Source organism: Thiothrix subterranea, from assembly GCF_016772315.1.
GTDB classification, from domain to species: Bacteria; Pseudomonadota; Gammaproteobacteria; order Thiotrichales; family Thiotrichaceae; genus Thiothrix; species Thiothrix subterranea.
The window spans coordinates 1,085,143-1,103,257 of record NZ_CP053482.1 but is presented as its reverse complement, the minus strand read 5'-3'; the positions used below and the strand labels follow the sequence as shown (position 1 = coordinate 1,103,257).

15 protein-coding genes and 1 riboswitch are annotated in these 18,115 nt (G+C 48.8%); of the genes, 6 read left to right on the top strand and 9 right to left on the bottom strand.

From position 1 onward, the window contains the following. Window positions 1-10 precede the first annotated feature (10 nt). Window positions 11-3,901 (bottom strand): phosphoribosylformylglycinamidine synthase, encoded by a 3,891-nt coding sequence (gene purL, locus HMY34_RS05250; protein ID WP_202718243.1) that lies wholly within the window; start codon window positions 3,899-3,901, stop codon window positions 11-13. 197 nt (window positions 3,902-4,098) lie between these two features. On the opposite strand from purL, the gene HMY34_RS05245 reads away from it, so the two are divergent. Genes HMY34_RS05245 through HMY34_RS05235 form a run of 3 tightly spaced genes read left to right on the top strand, consistent with a single transcriptional unit; the run spans window position 4,099 to window position 7,323 of the window. Further along, window positions 4,099-5,895: a protein kinase domain-containing protein gene (locus tag HMY34_RS05245; RefSeq protein WP_202718242.1), complete on the top strand. Its 1,797-nt coding sequence runs from the start codon at window positions 4,099-4,101 to the stop codon at window positions 5,893-5,895. Window positions 5,896-5,904: 9 nt separating this feature from the next. Then, a complete protein-coding gene (locus HMY34_RS05240) occupies window positions 5,905-6,579 on the top strand; it encodes a vWA domain-containing protein (protein WP_202718241.1) in 675 nt (224 codons plus the stop codon). A gap of 3 nt (window positions 6,580-6,582) precedes the next feature. Continuing rightward, window positions 6,583-7,323 (top strand): PP2C family serine/threonine-protein phosphatase, encoded by a 741-nt coding sequence (locus HMY34_RS05235; protein ID WP_202718240.1) that lies wholly within the window; start codon window positions 6,583-6,585, stop codon window positions 7,321-7,323. Between the two features lie 310 nt (window positions 7,324-7,633). Here the strand turns inward: HMY34_RS05235 and HMY34_RS05230 are convergent, their stop codons facing one another. The 4 genes from HMY34_RS05230 to HMY34_RS05215 form a co-directional block, all read right to left on the bottom strand. After that, window positions 7,634-8,158 carry a hypothetical protein gene (locus HMY34_RS05230; protein ID WP_202718239.1) on the bottom strand — a complete coding sequence of 175 codons (525 nt, stop codon included), beginning with the start codon at window positions 8,156-8,158 and terminating at the stop codon, window positions 7,634-7,636. Next, complete coding sequence (locus HMY34_RS05225) at window positions 8,151-8,516, bottom strand: hypothetical protein (protein WP_202718238.1); 366 nt, start codon at window positions 8,514-8,516, stop codon at window positions 8,151-8,153. The genes HMY34_RS05230 and HMY34_RS05225 overlap by 8 nt, the downstream gene beginning before the upstream one ends. Window positions 8,517-8,604: 88 nt before the next feature. Beyond that, entirely contained in the window at window positions 8,605-10,503 is a 1,899-nt protein-coding gene (locus tag HMY34_RS05220) for an AAA family ATPase (RefSeq protein ID WP_202718237.1), read from the bottom strand. Window positions 10,504-10,535: 32 nt separating this feature from the next. Then, entirely contained in the window at window positions 10,536-11,231 is a 696-nt protein-coding gene (locus tag HMY34_RS05215; protein WP_202718236.1) for a DUF6988 family protein, read from the bottom strand. 121 nt (window positions 11,232-11,352) lie between these two features. Between HMY34_RS05215 and HMY34_RS05210 the strand changes: the two genes are divergently transcribed. After that, entirely contained in the window at window positions 11,353-12,276 is a 924-nt protein-coding gene (locus HMY34_RS05210; protein ID WP_202718235.1) for a DMT family transporter, read from the top strand. Here the strand turns inward: HMY34_RS05210 and HMY34_RS05205 are convergent. Genes HMY34_RS05205 through HMY34_RS05195 form a run of 3 tightly spaced genes read right to left on the bottom strand, consistent with a single transcriptional unit; the run spans window position 12,239 to window position 14,855 of the window. Further along, entirely contained in the window at window positions 12,239-12,628 is a 390-nt protein-coding gene (locus HMY34_RS05205) for a hypothetical protein (RefSeq protein ID WP_202718234.1), read from the bottom strand. The two genes, HMY34_RS05210 and HMY34_RS05205, sit on opposite strands and share 38 nt — an antisense overlap. Window positions 12,629-12,645: 17 nt before the next feature. Beyond that, window positions 12,646-14,319, bottom strand: coding sequence for a vWA domain-containing protein (locus HMY34_RS05200; RefSeq protein ID WP_228287983.1), 1,674 nt, complete (start codon window positions 14,317-14,319; stop codon window positions 12,646-12,648). Then, on the bottom strand, window positions 14,316-14,855 hold the full coding sequence (locus HMY34_RS05195) for a hypothetical protein (RefSeq protein WP_228287982.1): 540 nt from the start codon (window positions 14,853-14,855) through the stop codon (window positions 14,316-14,318). The genes HMY34_RS05200 and HMY34_RS05195 overlap by 4 nt, the downstream gene beginning before the upstream one ends. 567 nt (window positions 14,856-15,422) lie before the next feature. On the opposite strand from HMY34_RS05195, the gene HMY34_RS05190 reads away from it, so the two are divergent. Next, window positions 15,423-15,587 carry a hypothetical protein gene (locus HMY34_RS05190; protein ID WP_202718233.1) on the top strand — a complete coding sequence of 55 codons (165 nt, stop codon included), beginning with the start codon at window positions 15,423-15,425 and terminating at the stop codon, window positions 15,585-15,587. 60 nt (window positions 15,588-15,647) lie between these two features. Here the strand turns inward: HMY34_RS05190 and thiC are convergent, their stop codons facing one another. After that, window positions 15,648-17,537: a phosphomethylpyrimidine synthase ThiC gene (gene thiC, locus HMY34_RS05185; RefSeq protein WP_228287981.1), complete on the bottom strand. Its 1,890-nt coding sequence runs from the start codon at window positions 17,535-17,537 to the stop codon at window positions 15,648-15,650. A gap of 27 nt (window positions 17,538-17,564) precedes the next feature. Continuing rightward, window positions 17,565-17,661: riboswitch (TPP riboswitch) on the bottom strand. A 157-nt stretch (window positions 17,662-17,818) separates the two neighbouring features. On the opposite strand from thiC, the gene HMY34_RS05180 reads away from it, so the two are divergent. Further along, window positions 17,819-18,106, top strand: a complete 288-nt coding sequence (locus HMY34_RS05180) for a hypothetical protein (protein WP_202718232.1) — start codon at window positions 17,819-17,821, stop codon at window positions 18,104-18,106. Window positions 18,107-18,115 lie beyond the last annotated feature (9 nt).

The window sequence follows — 18,115 nt, the reverse complement described above, 5'->3', positions numbered from 1 at the left end:
CAAGTTTAGTTTAGCCTACCCAAACCCGCGCATTGCGGAACATCCGCAACCACGCACCATCTTCACCCGTATCATCCGGCTTCCATGAATGCTGCACCGCCCGAAACAAGCGTTCGGGGTGCGGCATCATGATGGTAAAACGCCCATCCGCCGTGGTAACGCCCGTGATGCCCAACGGCGAACCGTTGGGGTTTTCGGGGTAATGCTCAGTGGCATTGCCGCGATTATCCACATAACGCAAGCCGACCAAGCCTTCCGCCAACATCCCTTCAGCCGTAGCGGTATCAAACACCGCCCGCCCTTCACCATGCGCTACCGCAATCGGCAGCTTCGAGCCAGCCATGCCTTGCAGGAACAACGACGGCGATTCCAACACCTCGACTGCCGAATAACGCGCCTCAAACTGCTCGGAACGGTTGCGGTAGAAACGTGGCCAATGTGCCGCACCGGGGATCATGTCACGCAATTGCGAGAACATTTGGCAGCCATTGCACACGCCCAGCCCGAAGGAATCTTGCCGCGCAAAAAACGCCGCAAATTCATCACTGGCACGCGGATTCATCAGAATGGTTTTCGCCCAGCCGCCGCCAGCGCCCAACACATCGCCGTAGGAGAAGCCGCCGCACGCCACCAAGCCTTTGAAATCTTTCAACTTCACACGCCCACTGATAATGTCGGTCATGTGTACGTCAACCGCCTTGAAACCGGCACGGTCAAACGCCGCCGCCATTTCCACCTGCCCGTTCACACCTTGCTCACGCAATACCGCAATCGCCGGACGTACTCCGGTACGGATATACGGCGCTGCCACATCCTCATCCAACTCAAAGGTTGGCGCGAATGGCAAACCGGGGTCTTGCACATCATCCAGCCGCTCAAATTCTTGCGCGGCGCAATCGGCATTGTCACGCAACGCCTGCATCCGGTAGCTGGTTTCTGCCCAGATTTTTTGCAAAGTAGCACGTGGAGCGCGGTACACTTCTTTGTTAGCAAAGGTCAGCACCAATTCGTCGCTGTCGTTCAATTCGCCAATGACATGAGTGCAATGCGCCAGCCCAGCTTCGCGGAACGCTTCCAACACCGCATCCGTATCGCAATGGCGCACTTGCAATACCGCGCCGAGTTCTTCGCTGAATAGCGCGGGCAGCAATTGCTCACTCACCTGCCCGATGCAAGCGGTCACGCCCACATGCCCCGCAAAGCTCATTTCTGCCAGTGTTGCCAGCAAGCCGCCATCGGCACGGTCGTGGTACGCCAAAATCAGGTTTTCGCCACGTAAATCTTGCACGGTATCGAAGAAGGCTTTGAGCGCGTCAGGGTTATCCACGTCCGGCGCGTGATGCCCGACTTGTCCGTAGACTTGCGCCAGTGCAGACGCTGCCAATCGGTTACGCCCTTTGCCGAGATCCACCAGAATCAGGTCGGTATCGCCAACGTCGCTGCACAATGCCGGAGTCAGGGTTTTGCGAATGTCCTGCACAGGCGAAAACGCGGTGACGATCAAGGAAAGCGGCGCGATCATTTCGCGGTTTTCGCCGTCTTGCTGCCATACGGTTTTCATCGACAGGGAGTCTTTGCCAACCGGAATTGCTAGACCCAAACGCGGGCACAGTTCTTCGCCGACCGCTTTCACGGTGTCAAACAACGCGGCATCTTCGCCGTGATAGCCTGCCGCCGCCATCCAGTTGGCGGACAGACGAATGTTGCGGATATTGGCAATGTCTGCCGCTGCAATATTGGTGAGGGCTTCGCCAATCGCCATGCGCCCCGATGCTGCCGGATTCACCAGCGCAATCGGGGTGCGTTCACCCATTGCCATCGCTTCGCCGAAATTGGTGGTGTAATCGCTGGAGGTGACCGCCACATCCGCCACCGGCACTTGCCATGCTCCGACCATTTGGTCGCGGGTCACCATGCCCGTTACCGTGCGGTCGCCGATGGTAATCAGGAAGGACTTGGAGGCAACAGTCGGCAAGCGCAATACGCGCTCAATCGCCTCCGGCAACTCAATGCCGCTCAGGTCGATTTCCGGCTTGTGGAAAGTTTGGTGATGCACGTCACGCAGCATTTTCGGCGGTTTGCCGAGCAGCACGTTCATCGGCAAATTCACCGGATTGTTGTCAAACAGGGAATCGCCAACCAGCAATTGTTGTTCAACCGTAGCATTCCCGACCACGGCGTAGACGGCGCGTTCGCGTTCGCACAGGGCGCGGAAGGTGTCGAGGCGGTCTTCGGCAATGGCGAGAACGTAGCGTTCTTGCGCTTCGTTGCTCCAGATTTCCATTGGTGCCATGCCGAGTTCGGCGTTGGGAACGGCACGGAGTTCAAAGCGTCCGCCGCGTCCGGCATCGTTGACGATTTCGGGGATGGCGTTGGAAATACCGCCAGCGCCTACGTCGTGGATGGAGAGGATGGGGTTTTCCGCGCCCAAGGCTACGCAACGGTCGATGACTTCTTGGCAACGGCGTTGCATTTCGGGGTTGCCGCGCTGCACAGAGGCGAAGTCGAGGTTTTCCGCACTCGTGCCGCTTGCCATTGAGGAAGCCGCACCGCCGCCTAAACCGATCAGCATGGCGGGGCCGCCGAGGACGATGATCGGTGTGCCTTCAGGCAGCGGGTTCTTATTGATGTTGTTTTCGCGGATATTGCCCATGCCGCCTGCAATCATGATCGGCTTGTGGTAGCCACGCAGTTCCGTACCTTTTGCGCCGGGGGCTTGCATTTCAAAGGTGCGGAAATAGCCGGTGATATTGGGGCGACCGAATTCGTTGTTGAACGCGGCGGCACCAATAGGGCCTTCGAGCATAATGTCGAGGGCGGAAACGATGCGGTCGGGTTTGCCAAAATCGTGTTCCCATGGCTGGGCGTAGCCGGGGATGCGCAGATTGGATACCGAGAAGCCGCTCAAGCCCGCCTTGGGTTTCGAGCCGTTGCCGGTTGCGCCTTCATCGCGGATTTCGCCGCCCGAACCTGTTGCAGCACCCGCAAACGGGGAAATGGCGGTGGGGTGGTTGTGAGTTTCCACCTTCATGAGGATGTGGACGGGTTCGTTGGTGTAGTGGTATTCGCCGGTTTTTACGTCGGTCAAAAAGCGCGTTGCCAACGGGCCTTCGATGACGGAGGCGTTGTCATGGTAGGCGGAAAGAATGCCTTCGGGCGCGTGCGCGTGGGTGTTGCGGATCATGGCAAACAGCGATTTGGGCTGTTCTTTGCCGTCGATAATCCAGTCGGCGTTGAAGATTTTGTGGCGGCAATGTTCGGAGTTGGCTTGCGCGAACATCATCAACTCTACGTCGGTGGGGTTGCGCTGGAGTTCGGCGTAGTTTTCCGCGAGGTAGTCGATTTCATCCGCTGACAGCGCCAAGCCCCAGTCGGTGTTGGCTTTGGCGAGCGCGGCTTTGGGGTCATTGCTGATGTCAACGTAGCGTAAGGCGGCGGGTTCGGCTTCGCTGAACAGGACGACGGCATCTTGCAGGTCGGTCAGTACCATTTCGGTCATGCGGTCGTGCAACAGCGCGGCAATGGCGAGACGCTCGGCTTCAGACAGGGCGGCAGTGGTTTGGATGTCGTAGGCAATGCCGCGTTCGATGCGTTCCACCATCGTCAAGCCGCAGTTGTGGGCGATGTCGCTGGCTTTGCTTGACCAAGGCGAAATCGTGCCTTTGCGCGGGGTGACGAGCAGCAATGTGCCGCTGAACGCGTGGCTGCCTTGCACTTCTTCGTAGGTCAGCAACGCTTGCAACTGGGCGTGTTCGTCGGGGTGCAGTTCGCGGCTGTTGCGCACGAAATGGACGTATTCGGCTTGCACAGCGGTGATCGTGGGCACGATGGCTTGCAAGGCGCTCAACAGCTTGTTGCGGCGAAAATCGGAGAGGGCAACGCTACCGGGGAAGATCAGCATGGGGGTAAACCAATGGGCAGTTCATCAAGCGGCTATGATAGCGGAAATTGGGGGGCTGTAGTAGGCACTTGGAGTCGCGGCTCTTACAAGTCAGTAATTTTTATGATCGCTTACAATAATACTTGCCTTAAATCTGCTCACTCCATTAAGATAAACTATTACTAGGGCTTCGATAAGAACATTATTTGGATTGAAATATGACACTTTTATTTTTAGATACATCTGTTTTAGCAGAAGAAGTTGATGTTATTCAAAGAGTTATATTAAATCATGGCATTCCTGTTGTCACATCTATTGTATTGGATGAATTAAATCATTTAAAAGATAGTAAAAATAGTAGTGAATTAGTCAAATCCAATGCGCGAAAATTTTTTCGGGAAATTAAAAATAGTAACTTTGATAAAATGAAGTCTTTTCCAAACGGTTTTGGTCTAGTAAATGATGATAGTCTTTCAAAAGTAAAATTTCACAGCCATGAAATTTATTTAATACAACGAAACAATTTTAATAATCCTTCTAATAGAAGTTTAGATAATGACTTAAAAATCATCATGACAGCAAAAAGTTATAATGGTGTTGTTTTAACTTTGGACAACGCTTTTGTCGCAAGAGCAAAGCTGGAGAATGTTCAATGTTATTTTTGGAATAATTCACCAAAAAAAGAACAGAAAAACCATAACCAGAGAAGTTCATCACCTCCCACCCTTAAAGTAGAGCCTTATAAAATAGGAGTCAAAGCTAATAACAATGGACATTTAATTTCCTTAAGATATATGCCCAATGTGGGTGAAAACGTAATCGGAATAAAAAGCAGGAATATTTATCAATTAACTAAACAAGGAAAAAGTGGAGGTGAGGGGAAAATTTTCGAGATAAAAAACGAACCCAACATTGTAGCAAAAATATACCACAAAGATAAACTAACAACTAACAAATTAGAGAAGCTTACATTAATGACATCAAAAAACATTGCTATTGATGGAGTTTGTTGGCCTATTGAGCTTATAAAAAATGAAAAAGGAGAAGTTTTAGGTTATATTATGCCTAAAGCAGATGGAAAGACCATTCAAACACAAATAATGACAAAACCTGCTTTGTTAAGAAATTTTCCAAATCTAGATAGAAAAAATCTTGTTGAACTGTGCATGGATTTCTTGTTTATGGTCAGAAAACTACATGATTTAAATATAATTATTGGCGACATAAATCCAAACAACATTTTGATTAACAAGCGCGGCATTCTTTACTTTGTTGATACAGATAGCTATCAAGTAGAAAATTATCCTTGCCCAGTAGGGACAGTCAACTTCACAGCTCCTGAAATACAAGGAAAGAATTATGCTGATTTTTTAAGAACGAAAGAACATGAGTTATTTGCTGTTACAACCATGTTATTTATGTTGTTATTACCCGGAAAGCCTCCATATGCTCAACAGGATGGCGAAGAACAAAGTAAAAACATTAGAGCAATGCAATTTCCATATCCTTTTTCTGATAAATCCACAGGAAAAGCACCAGAAGGGCCATGGAGAAATATTTGGAGCAACTTACCCTATTCAGTAAAAGAGTGTTTTTATAAAACCTTTAGTGATAACAAACGACATACAATTGAAGAATTAATCAATGTCATGAAAAAATACTACGAACTTTTAAACAAAAATCATGCAAGTAATATTTTATTTCCTGACACATTAAAAATACTTGACCCAATTGATATAAACTGCTCAAAATGTGATAGAGTTCATGTGGTTTCTGAAAAAAAATATAAAGATCGTCAAAAACAAGGAAAAAGTATGCTTTGCGGGGATTGTCTGATAGAAATCAGAGCAAGGAATATACAGGGTTCTTCTAAGAAAGAAAACGATAATAAAATCAGAAAGCCTTACATAAATGTATCAACACACCAACAGACACCACCACATCAGAAATCAAACAACCCATACTCTAATTCGAGTAATCTTCTTAGCAATATTCTTAATCTTTTTTTCAAATAGGAGTAAATCATGAATAACGATCTAATTTTAAAATATGAAGAACTTACCGACAATCCAACAGCAAGAGTTCCTATTTGCTTAGTTCTGGATGTTAGTGGATCAATGTCAGGGGAGCCCATCAGAGAATTAGAAAATGGTGTTTCCATGTTTTTTGATGCGATAAAAGATGATGACATTGCACAAGATTCTGCTGATATATCTATTGTCACATTTGGCTCACAAGTTCAAGTAGCTTTAGATTTTGCTTCTATTCATAGACAAGTTATTCCCAATTTAATTGCAAGTGGGACTACACCTTTAGGAGAAGCTGTTTCAATGGCGATAAGTATACTTGAAGATCGAAAATCACAATATAGAAAAACAGGCGTAGATTACTATCAACCTTGGTTAGTAATTATGACTGATGGTTCTCCCACAGATGATATAAGCAATGCAAGTCAACGAGCATGTACATTAGAATCCGAGAAGAAATTAGTTATATTCCCTATTGGAATTGGCAATTCTGCTGATCTTACTCAACTTTCAAAATTTTCTGGCAAAAGACCCGCATTAAAACTTAAGGGAATGAATTTCAAAGAGTTCTTTCAATGGTTAAGCCAAAGTGTTTCTAGAGTGTCTCAATCAACAGTTGGTGATTCAGTAAAACTTGATACAGATGGTATTAAAAGTTGGGGTGAAATATAAATAATGAAGATAAAAATAGTCAAAAATATCATGATAGGTAGAGGGCATAGTTCTAGTAACATGCCTTGCCAAGATTCAGTTTACACAAATAAAGGTAAAAAACATCTTGGCATCGCAGTTTCTGATGGTGCAGGCAGCAAAAAGCTATCAGGAATTGGTTCAAAAATAGCAGCCAAACAATCTATTGGATATGTTAGTAGTTACTTTTCTGAACTTTACGATATAACTAGCGAGAAATTAATTGCTGATAAAATTAGATCTCATATTATAAAACACATAAGAAAAGACAAATTATTTTCCTCAAATGATATTAATGACTATTCATGTACACTCGTGTTTGTTGTTATTGAAAAAGCAACGAATAGATATATAGCTGGTCACATAGGTGATGGCTTAATCATATCAAGAAGTGAACAGGAGGCTTTTATTTTCTCTCATCCTCATAATGGAGAGTATAGCAATACAACTTTTTTCATAACTGAAAATGATGCTATTGACAACTTCTTCATTTATAAGGGTGAGTTAAGTAAATCTACCGGATTTATGGTAATGACAGATGGTACTTCTAGCAGCCTATACGATAATAAGACGAAACTACCCGCTCCTGCAATAAATACAATATTTGGTTGGTTGGATAATGAAAGTGAACGAAAAGTTCAAATCGCATTATCAAATGCAATGAAAGATTTTTTCATTAAGAAAACACATGACGATTGTTCTATTGCAATATTGAGTTTGATTTAATATTAGATTTGCTAAGACTTCAATGGTCTATCGCGCGAATTATTGTACCGGCAACCTGCAACTGGCTCTCTTGCTGAACTGCTCGAATTTTTCGAGTAGTTGAATTTTCGTCAAGCTCACCGTTGGCAAAGATTTCTTTCAGGTGGTAGGTGATGGTATTCGATTCGACCCCCAAACAGTTCCGCCATGCGATTTTAAGTGAGCCAGAAAGTTTCATCTTCGAAATGCACTTCAATGCAAATTTTGTGTTTAGGGGGGTAAAAAATGACATTTCCTTGTCGGTTCATGTATTTTGACTTCCTCAATGGTGTTACACAGGCGGAAACCGTAACTGCGAAAACGTCCGACCTGCCTGTATTGCCCTACGTTCAATCTCAGCAGCCGATTCCACCAAGCCTTTTTGTTCCAGAAATTGCAAAAAGGCACGAGTGCTGATCTTGTGGCAATGTTCCGGTAACAAAAAACTAGCGCGGGCAATCTTGTGGTCTTCAAACAGAAAAATGCCCGTCGGTGGCTCAGAAATTAAGGCAAAATCGGTCATCACCTCCTGTACCGCCAGTTCGCCGAGATTGGCTTTACGCGGCAATGCGCCCGTCGCTAAGGCTTGCGTGTAGCGTTGGAAAACACGGGTTTCCCGTACAACTAAAGGCTGTTGTGCTACCCACTGGGCAATCTTTTGACTGGTAGGTGTTGCATGACGAGTCACTTCATACAGCACCATATCGACCATTTGCACCGACCAACCGGGTAACAGCAGCACGTCCAATGCATTTGCGTAAGCCAGTGTGATCAAGGGGCCTGCATCTGCCAACAGGATGACGGAACGATCAGCCATGTGCGACCACCGCCAGAGGCAACGCATTCAGAACCTCGACCATCCCCTGCGTCACGCTATCCGGCAAGCGCGGCATGGGTAGGTGTGCCTGCACCATCAACAGAAATAAATCTTCGGCACTCTCAATCCCCAATGCCTCCATTGCTTGCAGATCATCAACCTTGCCCAATGAAAAATTCAATAGCGTGCGGAAATTTTGATTACTGACAACTTCCGCAGCCTCAAAAGTTTCCACCAGATAACGTAATTCAGCGTTAAACAGTGCGTTAATGGAAGTATCGGATTTCGCCGCAATTACCTTGGCACGGCGCAACAAATCGCGGTCAACAGAACCAGTGAAATTAACGGTGGTAGACATAGAAATACTCGCTTATCAGTAACACAGAATAGAGTATAGCACATGATTCTGTGTTAAATGGCGCAGAGGAATACAGTGGTGGCGTTTGTTAATGCCGCCCGCGCCACACCAACGGTTCCCGCAACCGCGCCGCATAATCCGCAATGTGCAAATGACCTTCCGGCTTAATCTCAGCAGCAACATCATACTGTTGCGCAATCGCCGCCACTTGGTCTGTTTCCAGCTTACCCGCTTCGGTTAGTGCTTTGGAAAGGGCGTGTAAGCAATGCACGTATTGCCCCAGTAACTCCTTGGTTTCGCTGACCAGACGCATCATCATTTTTTCCACATCCATATCCGTCACCACGGTATTCATGCGGTGTGGGTAATCTTCGATGGTGTACGTGGCTTGAAATTCATCGTCGAAACCGTAACGGCGCACATAATCCATCGCCAATTCCGTGGCGCGTTCGCGGTCATTTTCACGCCCGGTCGATGCTTCCAAATGCCCAAACAGCAATTCTTCCGCAATGCCGCCCGCCAGATACACCTTGATCATATCCAGCAAGGTGCGCCGTGTGCGGTGCAATTGGTGTGGGAAGGTGAAACCGCTCGCGTAGCTGCTGGCAACCTTGCTTTGCAATTGCAACGGCACCAAACCGAACAGCACCATGTAAGCCACCGCATGACCGGATTCATGCACGCTGATATTCGCCACGGATGCTTGGGTATTGTCCTGCCGAATTTTGTCGATGCGCCCCACATACGGGTGTTCCACTGTGGTGATCTCACCTAACCGTGCCACAATCGCTTGGCGTTCTTCGGAATAGCTCAGGTGAATGGTGTCAATACCGTCGCTGAGGGCTTGCAGTAATAAGCGCGACAAATTGACTTCCAAAATATCGGTCACGCTGGAAAATAATGGGCGCACCCCTTGCACCGGAAATACGCCATTACGGTAAATCAACTGGTTCATGCTCACATCCGTCACCAAACGAATGCCGGTACGCTCAAACGTGTCGGTTTGTACCCGCTGGATTTCCCGCGTAATCAGCGTGTGAAAATCCTGTTTGCGCAAACTGGGGTAAACGAGGTGGATATTGCCAAACCGAGCCACTTGTTCCGGGCGGAACTTACGTAGCAGCGCGTCTTTAATATTCATCAGCGTCACTTTGGTGGTGAAGGCGTGAAAAATATCCGCATCCACATCCGCTTCCGCCGCTTGATGCGACATGTGAAACGCGTCATCCAAATTGCCCGAAATCAGAATCAGCGTTTGGGTGTGATTAATGGGTTCGTAAATCACTTTTTTGCGCTTGGCGGTAAGAATCATGCTGACCATTTCCTCTTCGGTAATGTCGAGCATATCCACCACTTCCATGTCCAGATTCAGCGCTTTTTTCAGATTCACCGCATCCCAGGTGCTGATGTAACCGGGGCTGTCGTCTTCGTCCTCTTTTTCGCCTTTGCTGCGGCGGCGTTGGGCATTGCGTTCGCGCTGATAATATTCGTGCAGAAAACTGTCGAGGTCATCTTTTTGCTTTTTGGACAAATGCCCGTCGGATAACAGTTCCCAAAAGTCCATGAATTTGGTTTGCGGCAACTGTTCGCCTTTGGAATCAATGGTGTTAAAGCGCTGAATTTCATCAAATAACACAATGCACGGTTTGCCGTTATGAAAACCGTAATCGTCTAACACGCTGGAAACGGACGAACTCCACGAGGTTTGCCCAATATTGGAAAGTTCCACTTCGGCAAAGCGATCTTGAAAATGCAGGTGTTTGACCAGTTGGCGCACTAAGTCGGTTTTGCCAACCCCTGTCATTCCCCACAGGTTCACAATGACGGGACGCTTGAGCAATTCCGGCATTAGATACCAGACTTGGATGCAGTCCATCAGCTCGTCGATGATCGGGTCGATCCCCACGAAATGCTGTTTCAGGGCGTGTTTGGTGGATTCTAACTCGGCTTTGCGAGCGTGAATCAAGGCTTTATCAAGTTGTAACATGGTGTGATCTTACTACGTGGTCACAACCTATGCTACTGCTCCGTGTTGCGCTTGACTGGTTTAATGATGAGATGTTTCGCCACCGTTTGCGCATGAGATTCCAGCAAACAATCGGCAAATGTGACTTGCAGGGTTGATAACAGCAACATCTGCTTAGGTTCACCAGAAATTTGCGCTAAGTGCATGGCTAAGATAATAGACACACTGTTGGAGGCGCGTACCGCTTGATGAATCAAAAAAGGAGGATAGCCTTTGCTATGACGGTTTAATACATGAATGCCGCCGTGTACGTAAGAACTCAGGGGTTTCCATGAATACTCTTTGAATTGCAGCAGCAAGTTCATTATATCCGAGGGCGCTTTGCCTTCCAGTTCCTGTAGCATCTGAGTCATCATCGATAATCTATCGGCTTGTTTGGCTTTTTCGTGAGTGAATTCCCCCATGAGTCTCTGTGTTACCTTGTCACTCGCCGCGTATTGCAGCCATACCGCACGTACCAGTGCTTCATACTGAAGCCGTAACAGGCTGATTGCTGAAGTAAAGTTATCGTTAGTAATCAGTATTTTGACACTCTCAGCGTGTTCAAAGCCGACCCCGCACATAATACGGCTGGAAGCCACGCGGTCAGATACGCCCTTAAAATGGGCAGGTACAAAACGTATCAGAGCCGCATCCAGTAATGCTGAGCGCCTTAATAACTGTTGGAGTTCGTCACTCGTTAGGGTCATAACACTCGCTTGTTACCAAAGGATAAAAGTAGGCTTGATTCAACAACAAAAACGATTATAACGCTAAAGCCACGTAGATTTTCCAGTAAACTGGATAGACTGTCGATTATTGGAAGGTTTTATGCGTTCAACTCGCTGGCAACACAATCTCGCCTTGCTCACGTTATTCTACTCCGCCACCTTGTGGGGCTTGTTTTGGTATCCATTCCGCTTATTGGATGACCTAGGGGTAGGTGGATTACTCGCTACTTGTATTGCGTATACCTTGCCCACGTTGATCATTGGCTGGTATTACGCCAAAGGGCTATGGCAAGTGCGCAGCCAGTGGTTTTGGCTGCTGATCTTGGCGATCACTTCCGGCTGGAGCAACGTCGGTTACGTATTGGGCGCATTAGACGGCGAAATCATGCGTGTCTTGCTGCTGTTTTACCTATCACCGTTATGGACGGTGGTATTCGCCCGCGTTTTTCTGCATGAACGTTTGAACCGTGTGGGGTGGTCAGTCATTGTGCTGTCGTTGTGGGGGGCAGTCATTATGTTGTGGCAACCCGATGGGCGTTTACCGCTGCCGAGTAATCAGGCGGAATGGTTGGGCTTATCCGCTGGTGTCACCTTTGCGTTGAGTATTGTCGCCGGTCGTTATCTGGGCGTAGAAGTCAGCGAAGGCGTGAAAACCTTAAGCGTATGGCTGGGGGTGAGCGTCTTGACAGGGTTGGGTTTGCTGCTCATGCCGCATAGCGGTGGCTTGCAAGTATTTTCAACATCAGCGCTGGTTTTGTTACTGGGTTTGGCGGTGTTGGTGGGGAGTGTCACTTATGCGGTGCAATACGGCATTGCGCGAGTGCCAGCCAGCCAATCCAACGTCATTTTCCTGTTTGAACTGGTGGTGGCGGCGATTGCAGCCTATTGGTTAACTCAAGAGCGCATGGATTGGAATGAATGGGTCGGCGCAATCCTAATTCTCGCCTCCAGTCTGTTTTCGGGGCAGATGCAAGCCACCACGCTGGTCAAGGAAACGTCACTACCGTCCACCCCTCTGGATTGATACTGCCATCGGATAGCAGGATTTTTTCCACAGCAGGCGTTGAGGCATAACGCTGTAAATTTTCCACGCTCATCCGCCCAAAGGCGGTGCGGAAAATGGCCTCTCTGGATTTTAGGGAGGCAAGTTCCCCCAGTAACGCTTTATCCGTTCCCACCACAATCTTTTTGTAACGGGTACTCGCTTCCCGCGCCGCAATCCAGTGTTCCATCGCTGCGAATTGCGGTTTCAACGCATACGAGGTATCGACCACGATCAGCACATCCGGCTGGTGTTGGCTCAGGTAAACGTGCGTACCCGCCCAAGCTGCCGCGTGCAGCACTAAAAATAAACCAAAGATTTTCAAGCCTTTCACGCGCTGCCTCCTCTGGCTTACATTTCCGAATTCAGCAAGTTACCGATGCGGAATGAGGCCGAACCCGCACTCGATTCGGTATACGCGCCTTCTGCCAGACTCGCCATTTCCTTGAGTTCGGGCGAGCTTAGTTCGTAAGCAATGGTGTGAATCGGGATGCCGACCAATTCCAGCAAGGTTTTGGTTTGCTCGAAATCCACGCCCATATTGGTTTCGCCATCGGATAATACGAAGATCACGGTTTTGTAATCCGGGTGGGTCTTTTTGAATTCGCTCAGCAAATTCGCCGCCACTAAAGTGGCACTGTAAGTTGCGGTTTTGCCGCCCACCGAAAGCTGTTCCACCGCGCCGTTAAACAAGGATTTTTGTTGCACGTTGAACGGGTTAATCGGCAAATCCACGTTCACGGTATCGTTGTACGACACCAAGCCAATCGCGTTATTGGCACTGATCAGGTCGGAGGATTCGATCAGGGCTTTTTTCAGATTTTTAATGCGTTCGCCTTCCATTGAGCCGGAAATATCGGTAACAAACACTGCCGCAACCGGTTTGCCACCGGACTTTTTCTGTTTCCAAAGTTTTTGCGCTTGGGCAAGGGTGTTGCCATCGGGAATTTTGTAGGCATCGCGGAAATCGGGGCTGGTTTCAAAGCCGTACTTGGTTAGTACCGATTTTTGGGTGGCAATGTAGTTAGCAAACAGCTTCAAGGTTTCCAACTCCGCCGGGTCAGCCTCGCTGGTGGCGTACAGCGGATTGTCGTGGCGTACCCCGAACGGCACGAATTGGTAATCATCCATGCCGGTGGCACTTAACCAAGTTTGTTCGCTGCCCACAAAACCATCCAATACGCCGCTGCCCATGGCGGCATCACGCATTTGCAGGGTGTTTTGCGCCACAAACGGCACACCGAGCTGGAAGGCTTCAAACGCGCTGGCAACATCCGGCGACAACATTTGACTGTGATCGCCTTTCGCAAACGCATCCAGCACCGTGATTAAGAAGTTTAAGCCAGTGGCGGATTGGTAAGGGTTGGTGTAACCCATCGCAAATTCGCCGCTGCTGACGTTGGTGAGCAATTTGGCAACGTCAAGCTTACCATCGGTGGTAATCAGGTCGAGTTTGGTTTTCCGCGCAATTACCCCGCCGACGCTGGAAGCAGTTACGTCGGCAATGGTGGTAAGTTTATTGCTGCTGCTATTCACCAAACTTCCCCACAAGGCATTCGCGGGGGAATACGCTTCGGCAATGTATTGCCCGGTCATAATGAATTGCGCCCCTAACCCGGAATCGAGTTTGCGGATGGTAATCGCGGCTTTTTTACCGTTGCTCAGGGTTTGGCGTTGTTGGTTGAAATTTTCGGCTAACTCCAGATACACGCCGTCCAAGCCTTTGCCTGCTTTGTCGGCAGAGGTGAAAATTTCTGCGACTTCGGTGTCATTATTGTCGGTTACGTCCAGCAACAGCGGGTATTCGGCTAAATCCGGCAACATTGCCAGCAAATTGGTGCGGGTCAGTTGGATATTGGCGCGGTATTGATTTTCACGCTGGGTGGGCTGAATTTCGGTTTGTACCAGTTCGGCGACTTTGGCTTCGGCTTTTTCTTTGGTGTCGAGGGTTTCGCCACAGCCGCTTAACGTGGTGGCGACTAACCAAGCGATGGCGGTGAAAGTAAGGGTGTTGCGCATATTCATGACTGGGTTCCTGTGTGGCTGGCGGTTTGCGCCAAACTGACTAAACGCGCCAAGGTGTCGAGCCGCGCAAATTCGCTGACTGAGCGAATATTGGCGACTTCCACGGCGGTTTCGTTTAAGGCAGTGAAGAATTTATCGTTTTCGGCGAGTAACGTGGTGATGCGTTGTTGTTGTTCCTGATGCAAATCCGATTGTGCAGCTTGGCGGTTTAATCCGGCAAGGCTATGCCCAACCGCCACCATGTCAGTGAGATTTTGCACGACGTGTTCCTGCACACTACGAGCGGCATTCAGGTAGGTAATCGGTGCGAATTGTTTGCCGATAAAACGGGTTTCCACCACCGAACGGTAATCGTCGAGAATGTCGGTGAGGATATTGGCTTGTTTCACACCGGCAGTAATGTTTAATTCGGTTAGGGATTCGCGGGCATTGTCCAAGCGTTGCATCAGGGTGGCGTGTTCGCGCAGATTGCGTTCGTGCAGCCACAACGCTTCGTCCTGCATTTTGTAACCGAATAGGCGGTACAATAGCGGCACGCTGAGCGCGATTAAAACCGCCGCTACGGTATAAATACCCAGCAGCCACCAAGGGGCTTGAAACCACCAAGCAAACAGACAGACTAACGTCGCCGAGAATGCCAGCGCGATCAGGGTGTATGCCTTGATGGTGTTATAAGGATTTGGGGCAGAAATAAGCGTTCTCCTCGCACAGTCTTACCTAACGGCTATTGTAGAAGCATATTGCCTCGTTGTCCTAAGGGTACGATAAACTGTTGCATAAGGGGTTAAGTTTCAGTGTATTCAGTTATCATTAAGTTTGATTAATTTGCATAAGAATAAATCATGACCAATTTGGTACTGTAAGCGCTAAAATCCAAAATACTGAATCTCCTTATCTAGTGACTTGGTTGAGAAGCTATTCAGTTTTTCACGCCTCCGATTCCCCCTGTTTCGGAGGCGTTTTTGCGTCTGCTCTCCTCGCTTGATTCACCGGCGCTCATTTTATTTTCTTATGGACTTTTTTAGGGTTAACCCTTGCCTAACTTTGGGTTATGCGTAGATAATGAAAGCGCACGACTGAGAGAGTGGGTAGAGGAGAAGTGGATGGATTATTTGTATCTTGCCGTACCTATTGCCATGTTGTTATTGGCATTTTCGGCTATCGTCTGTTGGCGAACAACGCGCAAAGGGCATTTCGGTAAAGTGGATGCGGCAGTGAGGTGCGGTTTGCGGCAGGCATTCTTGGATAAGCAGCAAGACAAGGTGTAACCCCGTCATTGCTGCCCATGATTAAAGGCTGTGGAGGCAGCCTTTAATCATTTGGGGTAATTAAGCTTGGTGATACAACTTTCCACCGGTTTTGATGAATTCCACCGCTTTTTCCTCCATGCCTTTTTGTAGCGCTGCTTGCGCGTCCACACCTTGTTTAGCGGCGTAATCACGCACGTCTTGGGTGATTTTCATCGAGCAGAAATGTGGGCCACACATGGAGCAGAAATGCGCCACTTTCGCGGAATCTTTCGGCAAGGTTTCATCGTGATATTCACGCGCCCGATCCGGGTCTAGCCCCAGATTGAACTGGTCTTCCCAGCGGAACTCGAAACGTGCTTTTGACATGGCGTTATCACGTACTTGTGCGCCCGGCCAGCCTTTCGCCAAATCCGCCGCGTGTGCCGCAATTTTGTAGGTGATAATGCCGACGCGCACATCTTCCTTATTCGGCAAGCCTAAATGTTCTTTCGGGGTGACGTAGCACAACATCGCGCAACCGTACCAGCCGATATTTGCCGCACCAATGCCGGAGGTGATGTGGTCGTAACCGGGTGCAATGTCCGTGACCAATGGCCCCAAGGTATAGAACGGCGCTTCAAAGCAATCCTGCAATTCCTTGTCCATATTCTCTTTGACCATGTGCAACGGCACGTGACCAGGGCCTTCGATCATCACTTGCACGTCGTGTTGCCAAGCAATTTTGGTCAATTCACCCAAGGTTTCCAGTTCAGCAAATTGCGCCTCATCGTTGGCATCCGCAGCAGAACCGGGGCGTAAGCCGTCACCCAGTGAGAAGCTCACGTCGTAAGCCTTCATGATCTCGCAGATGTCTTCAAAATGCGTGTACAGGAAGTTTTCTTGGTGATGTGCCAAGCACCATTTCGCCATGATTGAGCCGCCACGTGACACGATACCGGTCAAGCGTTCGGCGGTCATTGGAACGTAGGCTAAGCGCACGCCTGCGTGGATAGTAAAATAATCCACGCCTTGTTCGGCTTGTTCGATCAGGGTGTCGCGGAAGATTTCCCAAGTGAGGTCTTCGGCTTTGCCATTCACTTTTTCCAGCGCTTGATAAATAGGCACTGTGCCGATGGGCATCGGCGCATTGCGCAGAATCCATTCGCGGGTTTCGTGAATATTTTTGCCAGTGGATAAATCCATTAAGGTATCGCCGCCCCAACGTGCCGACCATGCCATTTTTTCGACTTCTTCCTCGATGGACGAGGAAACTGCTGAGTTGCCGATATTGGTGTTGATTTTGACGCGGAAATTGCGCCCGATAATCATCGGCTCAAGTTCGGGGTGATTGATATTGGCAGGAATGATGGCGCGGCCTTCCGCCACTTCTTTGCGCACGAATTCGGGAGTGACTTCCGCAGGTAGGTTTGCACCCCAAGCTTGTCCACCGTGCTGGCGTAGCAATTTGCTATAACGCGGGTCAGCGCGTAATTCTTGCAACCGCAAGTTTTCGCGGATGGCGACGTATTCCATTTCCGGGGTGATCGTGCCTTGGCGGGCGTAGTGCATTTGCGAGACGTTTTTGCCCGCTTTGGCGCGACGCGGGGCGCGAAGGTGTGCAAAACGTAAGTGTGCCAGTTTTGGGTCGTTTTGGCGGGCTAGGCCAAAATCCGAAGTGGGGCCGTCGAGTTGTTCGGTATCATTGCGCTCCAAAATCCAGTTGAGGCGCACATCGGGGATGCCTTCCATCAGATTGATGCTGACGGCGGGGTCGGTGAACGGGCCGGAGGTGTCATATACCGGAATCGGTGGATTTTCTTCTGCACCAAAGCTGGCGGCGGTAGGGTCTTGGTCGATTTCACGCATTCCCACGCGGAGGTCGGCGCGTGAACCTTGCACGTAAACCTTACGGGAATTAGGGAAGGGTTGGGTGACTTCGCTAGACAATTCAGCCGTTTTTTTCAAGAAGGCCGCAGGTATTGCACTCATATTATTTGCTCCATTGTGGCGGGGAATAGCACTCCAATGGAGCATTCCCTGCGCCGGTATCATCCGTATCAGGTTCCAAGGGTCTAATCTCAGCCTGCCCATGCAAGCACCCCTAGCTCGTTTGAATTCTAACTGTAACAGATTCGGCGCGATGCCGGTATAACCCGACAAATTGTCGCAGGAATAGAGCCCTTGATCGGCACTTTGCGTTTTCTAAATTTGTATTTAAGCAAAGTCTTATATTATGCTGTGGTTTTAGAATGTTAAGCAGGAGCTTCTGCATGAACGATTTAGTTGCACGCACCCACTGTGCCGTGCCGTCGGAAGTGCTTAAAGCACTATTGATAACGGGAATTGCTGGGGTGATTTTCCTCAGCATTGCGCGTCTGATGGGGGTCGACGTACCTGCCGTGTTAATCATTGGTGTGATTGGCTTTTTCTTCGTGGGCGCTATTTTGGCATCGCACGGTTTATCCATTCTCCGTAAACCCGGTTTGGTTTTGTTGGTCGGCACGGTCTCGATTGTGGCGGCAGTACAATTGCAAGATGCCATTTTGAGTGTTATCTAGCTGTTTTAT

Coding starts and splice junctions, on each gene's coding strand:
- HMY34_RS05225 (WP_202718238.1), bottom strand. CDS start 8,516: ATGTCTACCACCGTTAATTTCACTGGTTCTGTTGACCGCGATTTGTTG.
- HMY34_RS05230 (WP_202718239.1), bottom strand. CDS start 8,158: ATGGCTGATCGTTCCGTCATCCTGTTGGCAGATGCAGGCCCCTTGATC.
- HMY34_RS05240 (WP_202718241.1), top strand. CDS start 5,905: ATGAATAACGATCTAATTTTAAAATATGAAGAACTTACCGACAATCCA.
- HMY34_RS05220 (WP_202718237.1), bottom strand. CDS start 10,503: ATGTTACAACTTGATAAAGCCTTGATTCACGCTCGCAAAGCCGAGTTA.
- HMY34_RS05235 (WP_202718240.1), top strand. CDS start 6,583: ATGAAGATAAAAATAGTCAAAAATATCATGATAGGTAGAGGGCATAGT.
- purL (WP_202718243.1), bottom strand. CDS start 3,901: ATGCTGATCTTCCCCGGTAGCGTTGCCCTCTCCGATTTTCGCCGCAAC.
- HMY34_RS05200 (WP_228287983.1), bottom strand. CDS start 14,319: ATGAATATGCGCAACACCCTTACTTTCACCGCCATCGCTTGGTTAGTC.
- HMY34_RS05210 (WP_202718235.1), top strand. CDS start 11,353: ATGCGTTCAACTCGCTGGCAACACAATCTCGCCTTGCTCACGTTATTC.
- HMY34_RS05190 (WP_202718233.1), top strand. CDS start 15,423: ATGGATTATTTGTATCTTGCCGTACCTATTGCCATGTTGTTATTGGCA.
- HMY34_RS05215 (WP_202718236.1), bottom strand. CDS start 11,231: ATGACCCTAACGAGTGACGAACTCCAACAGTTATTAAGGCGCTCAGCA.
- thiC (WP_228287981.1), bottom strand. CDS start 17,537: ATGAGTGCAATACCTGCGGCCTTCTTGAAAAAAACGGCTGAATTGTCT.
- HMY34_RS05245 (WP_202718242.1), top strand. CDS start 4,099: ATGACACTTTTATTTTTAGATACATCTGTTTTAGCAGAAGAAGTTGAT.
- HMY34_RS05180 (WP_202718232.1), top strand. CDS start 17,819: ATGAACGATTTAGTTGCACGCACCCACTGTGCCGTGCCGTCGGAAGTG.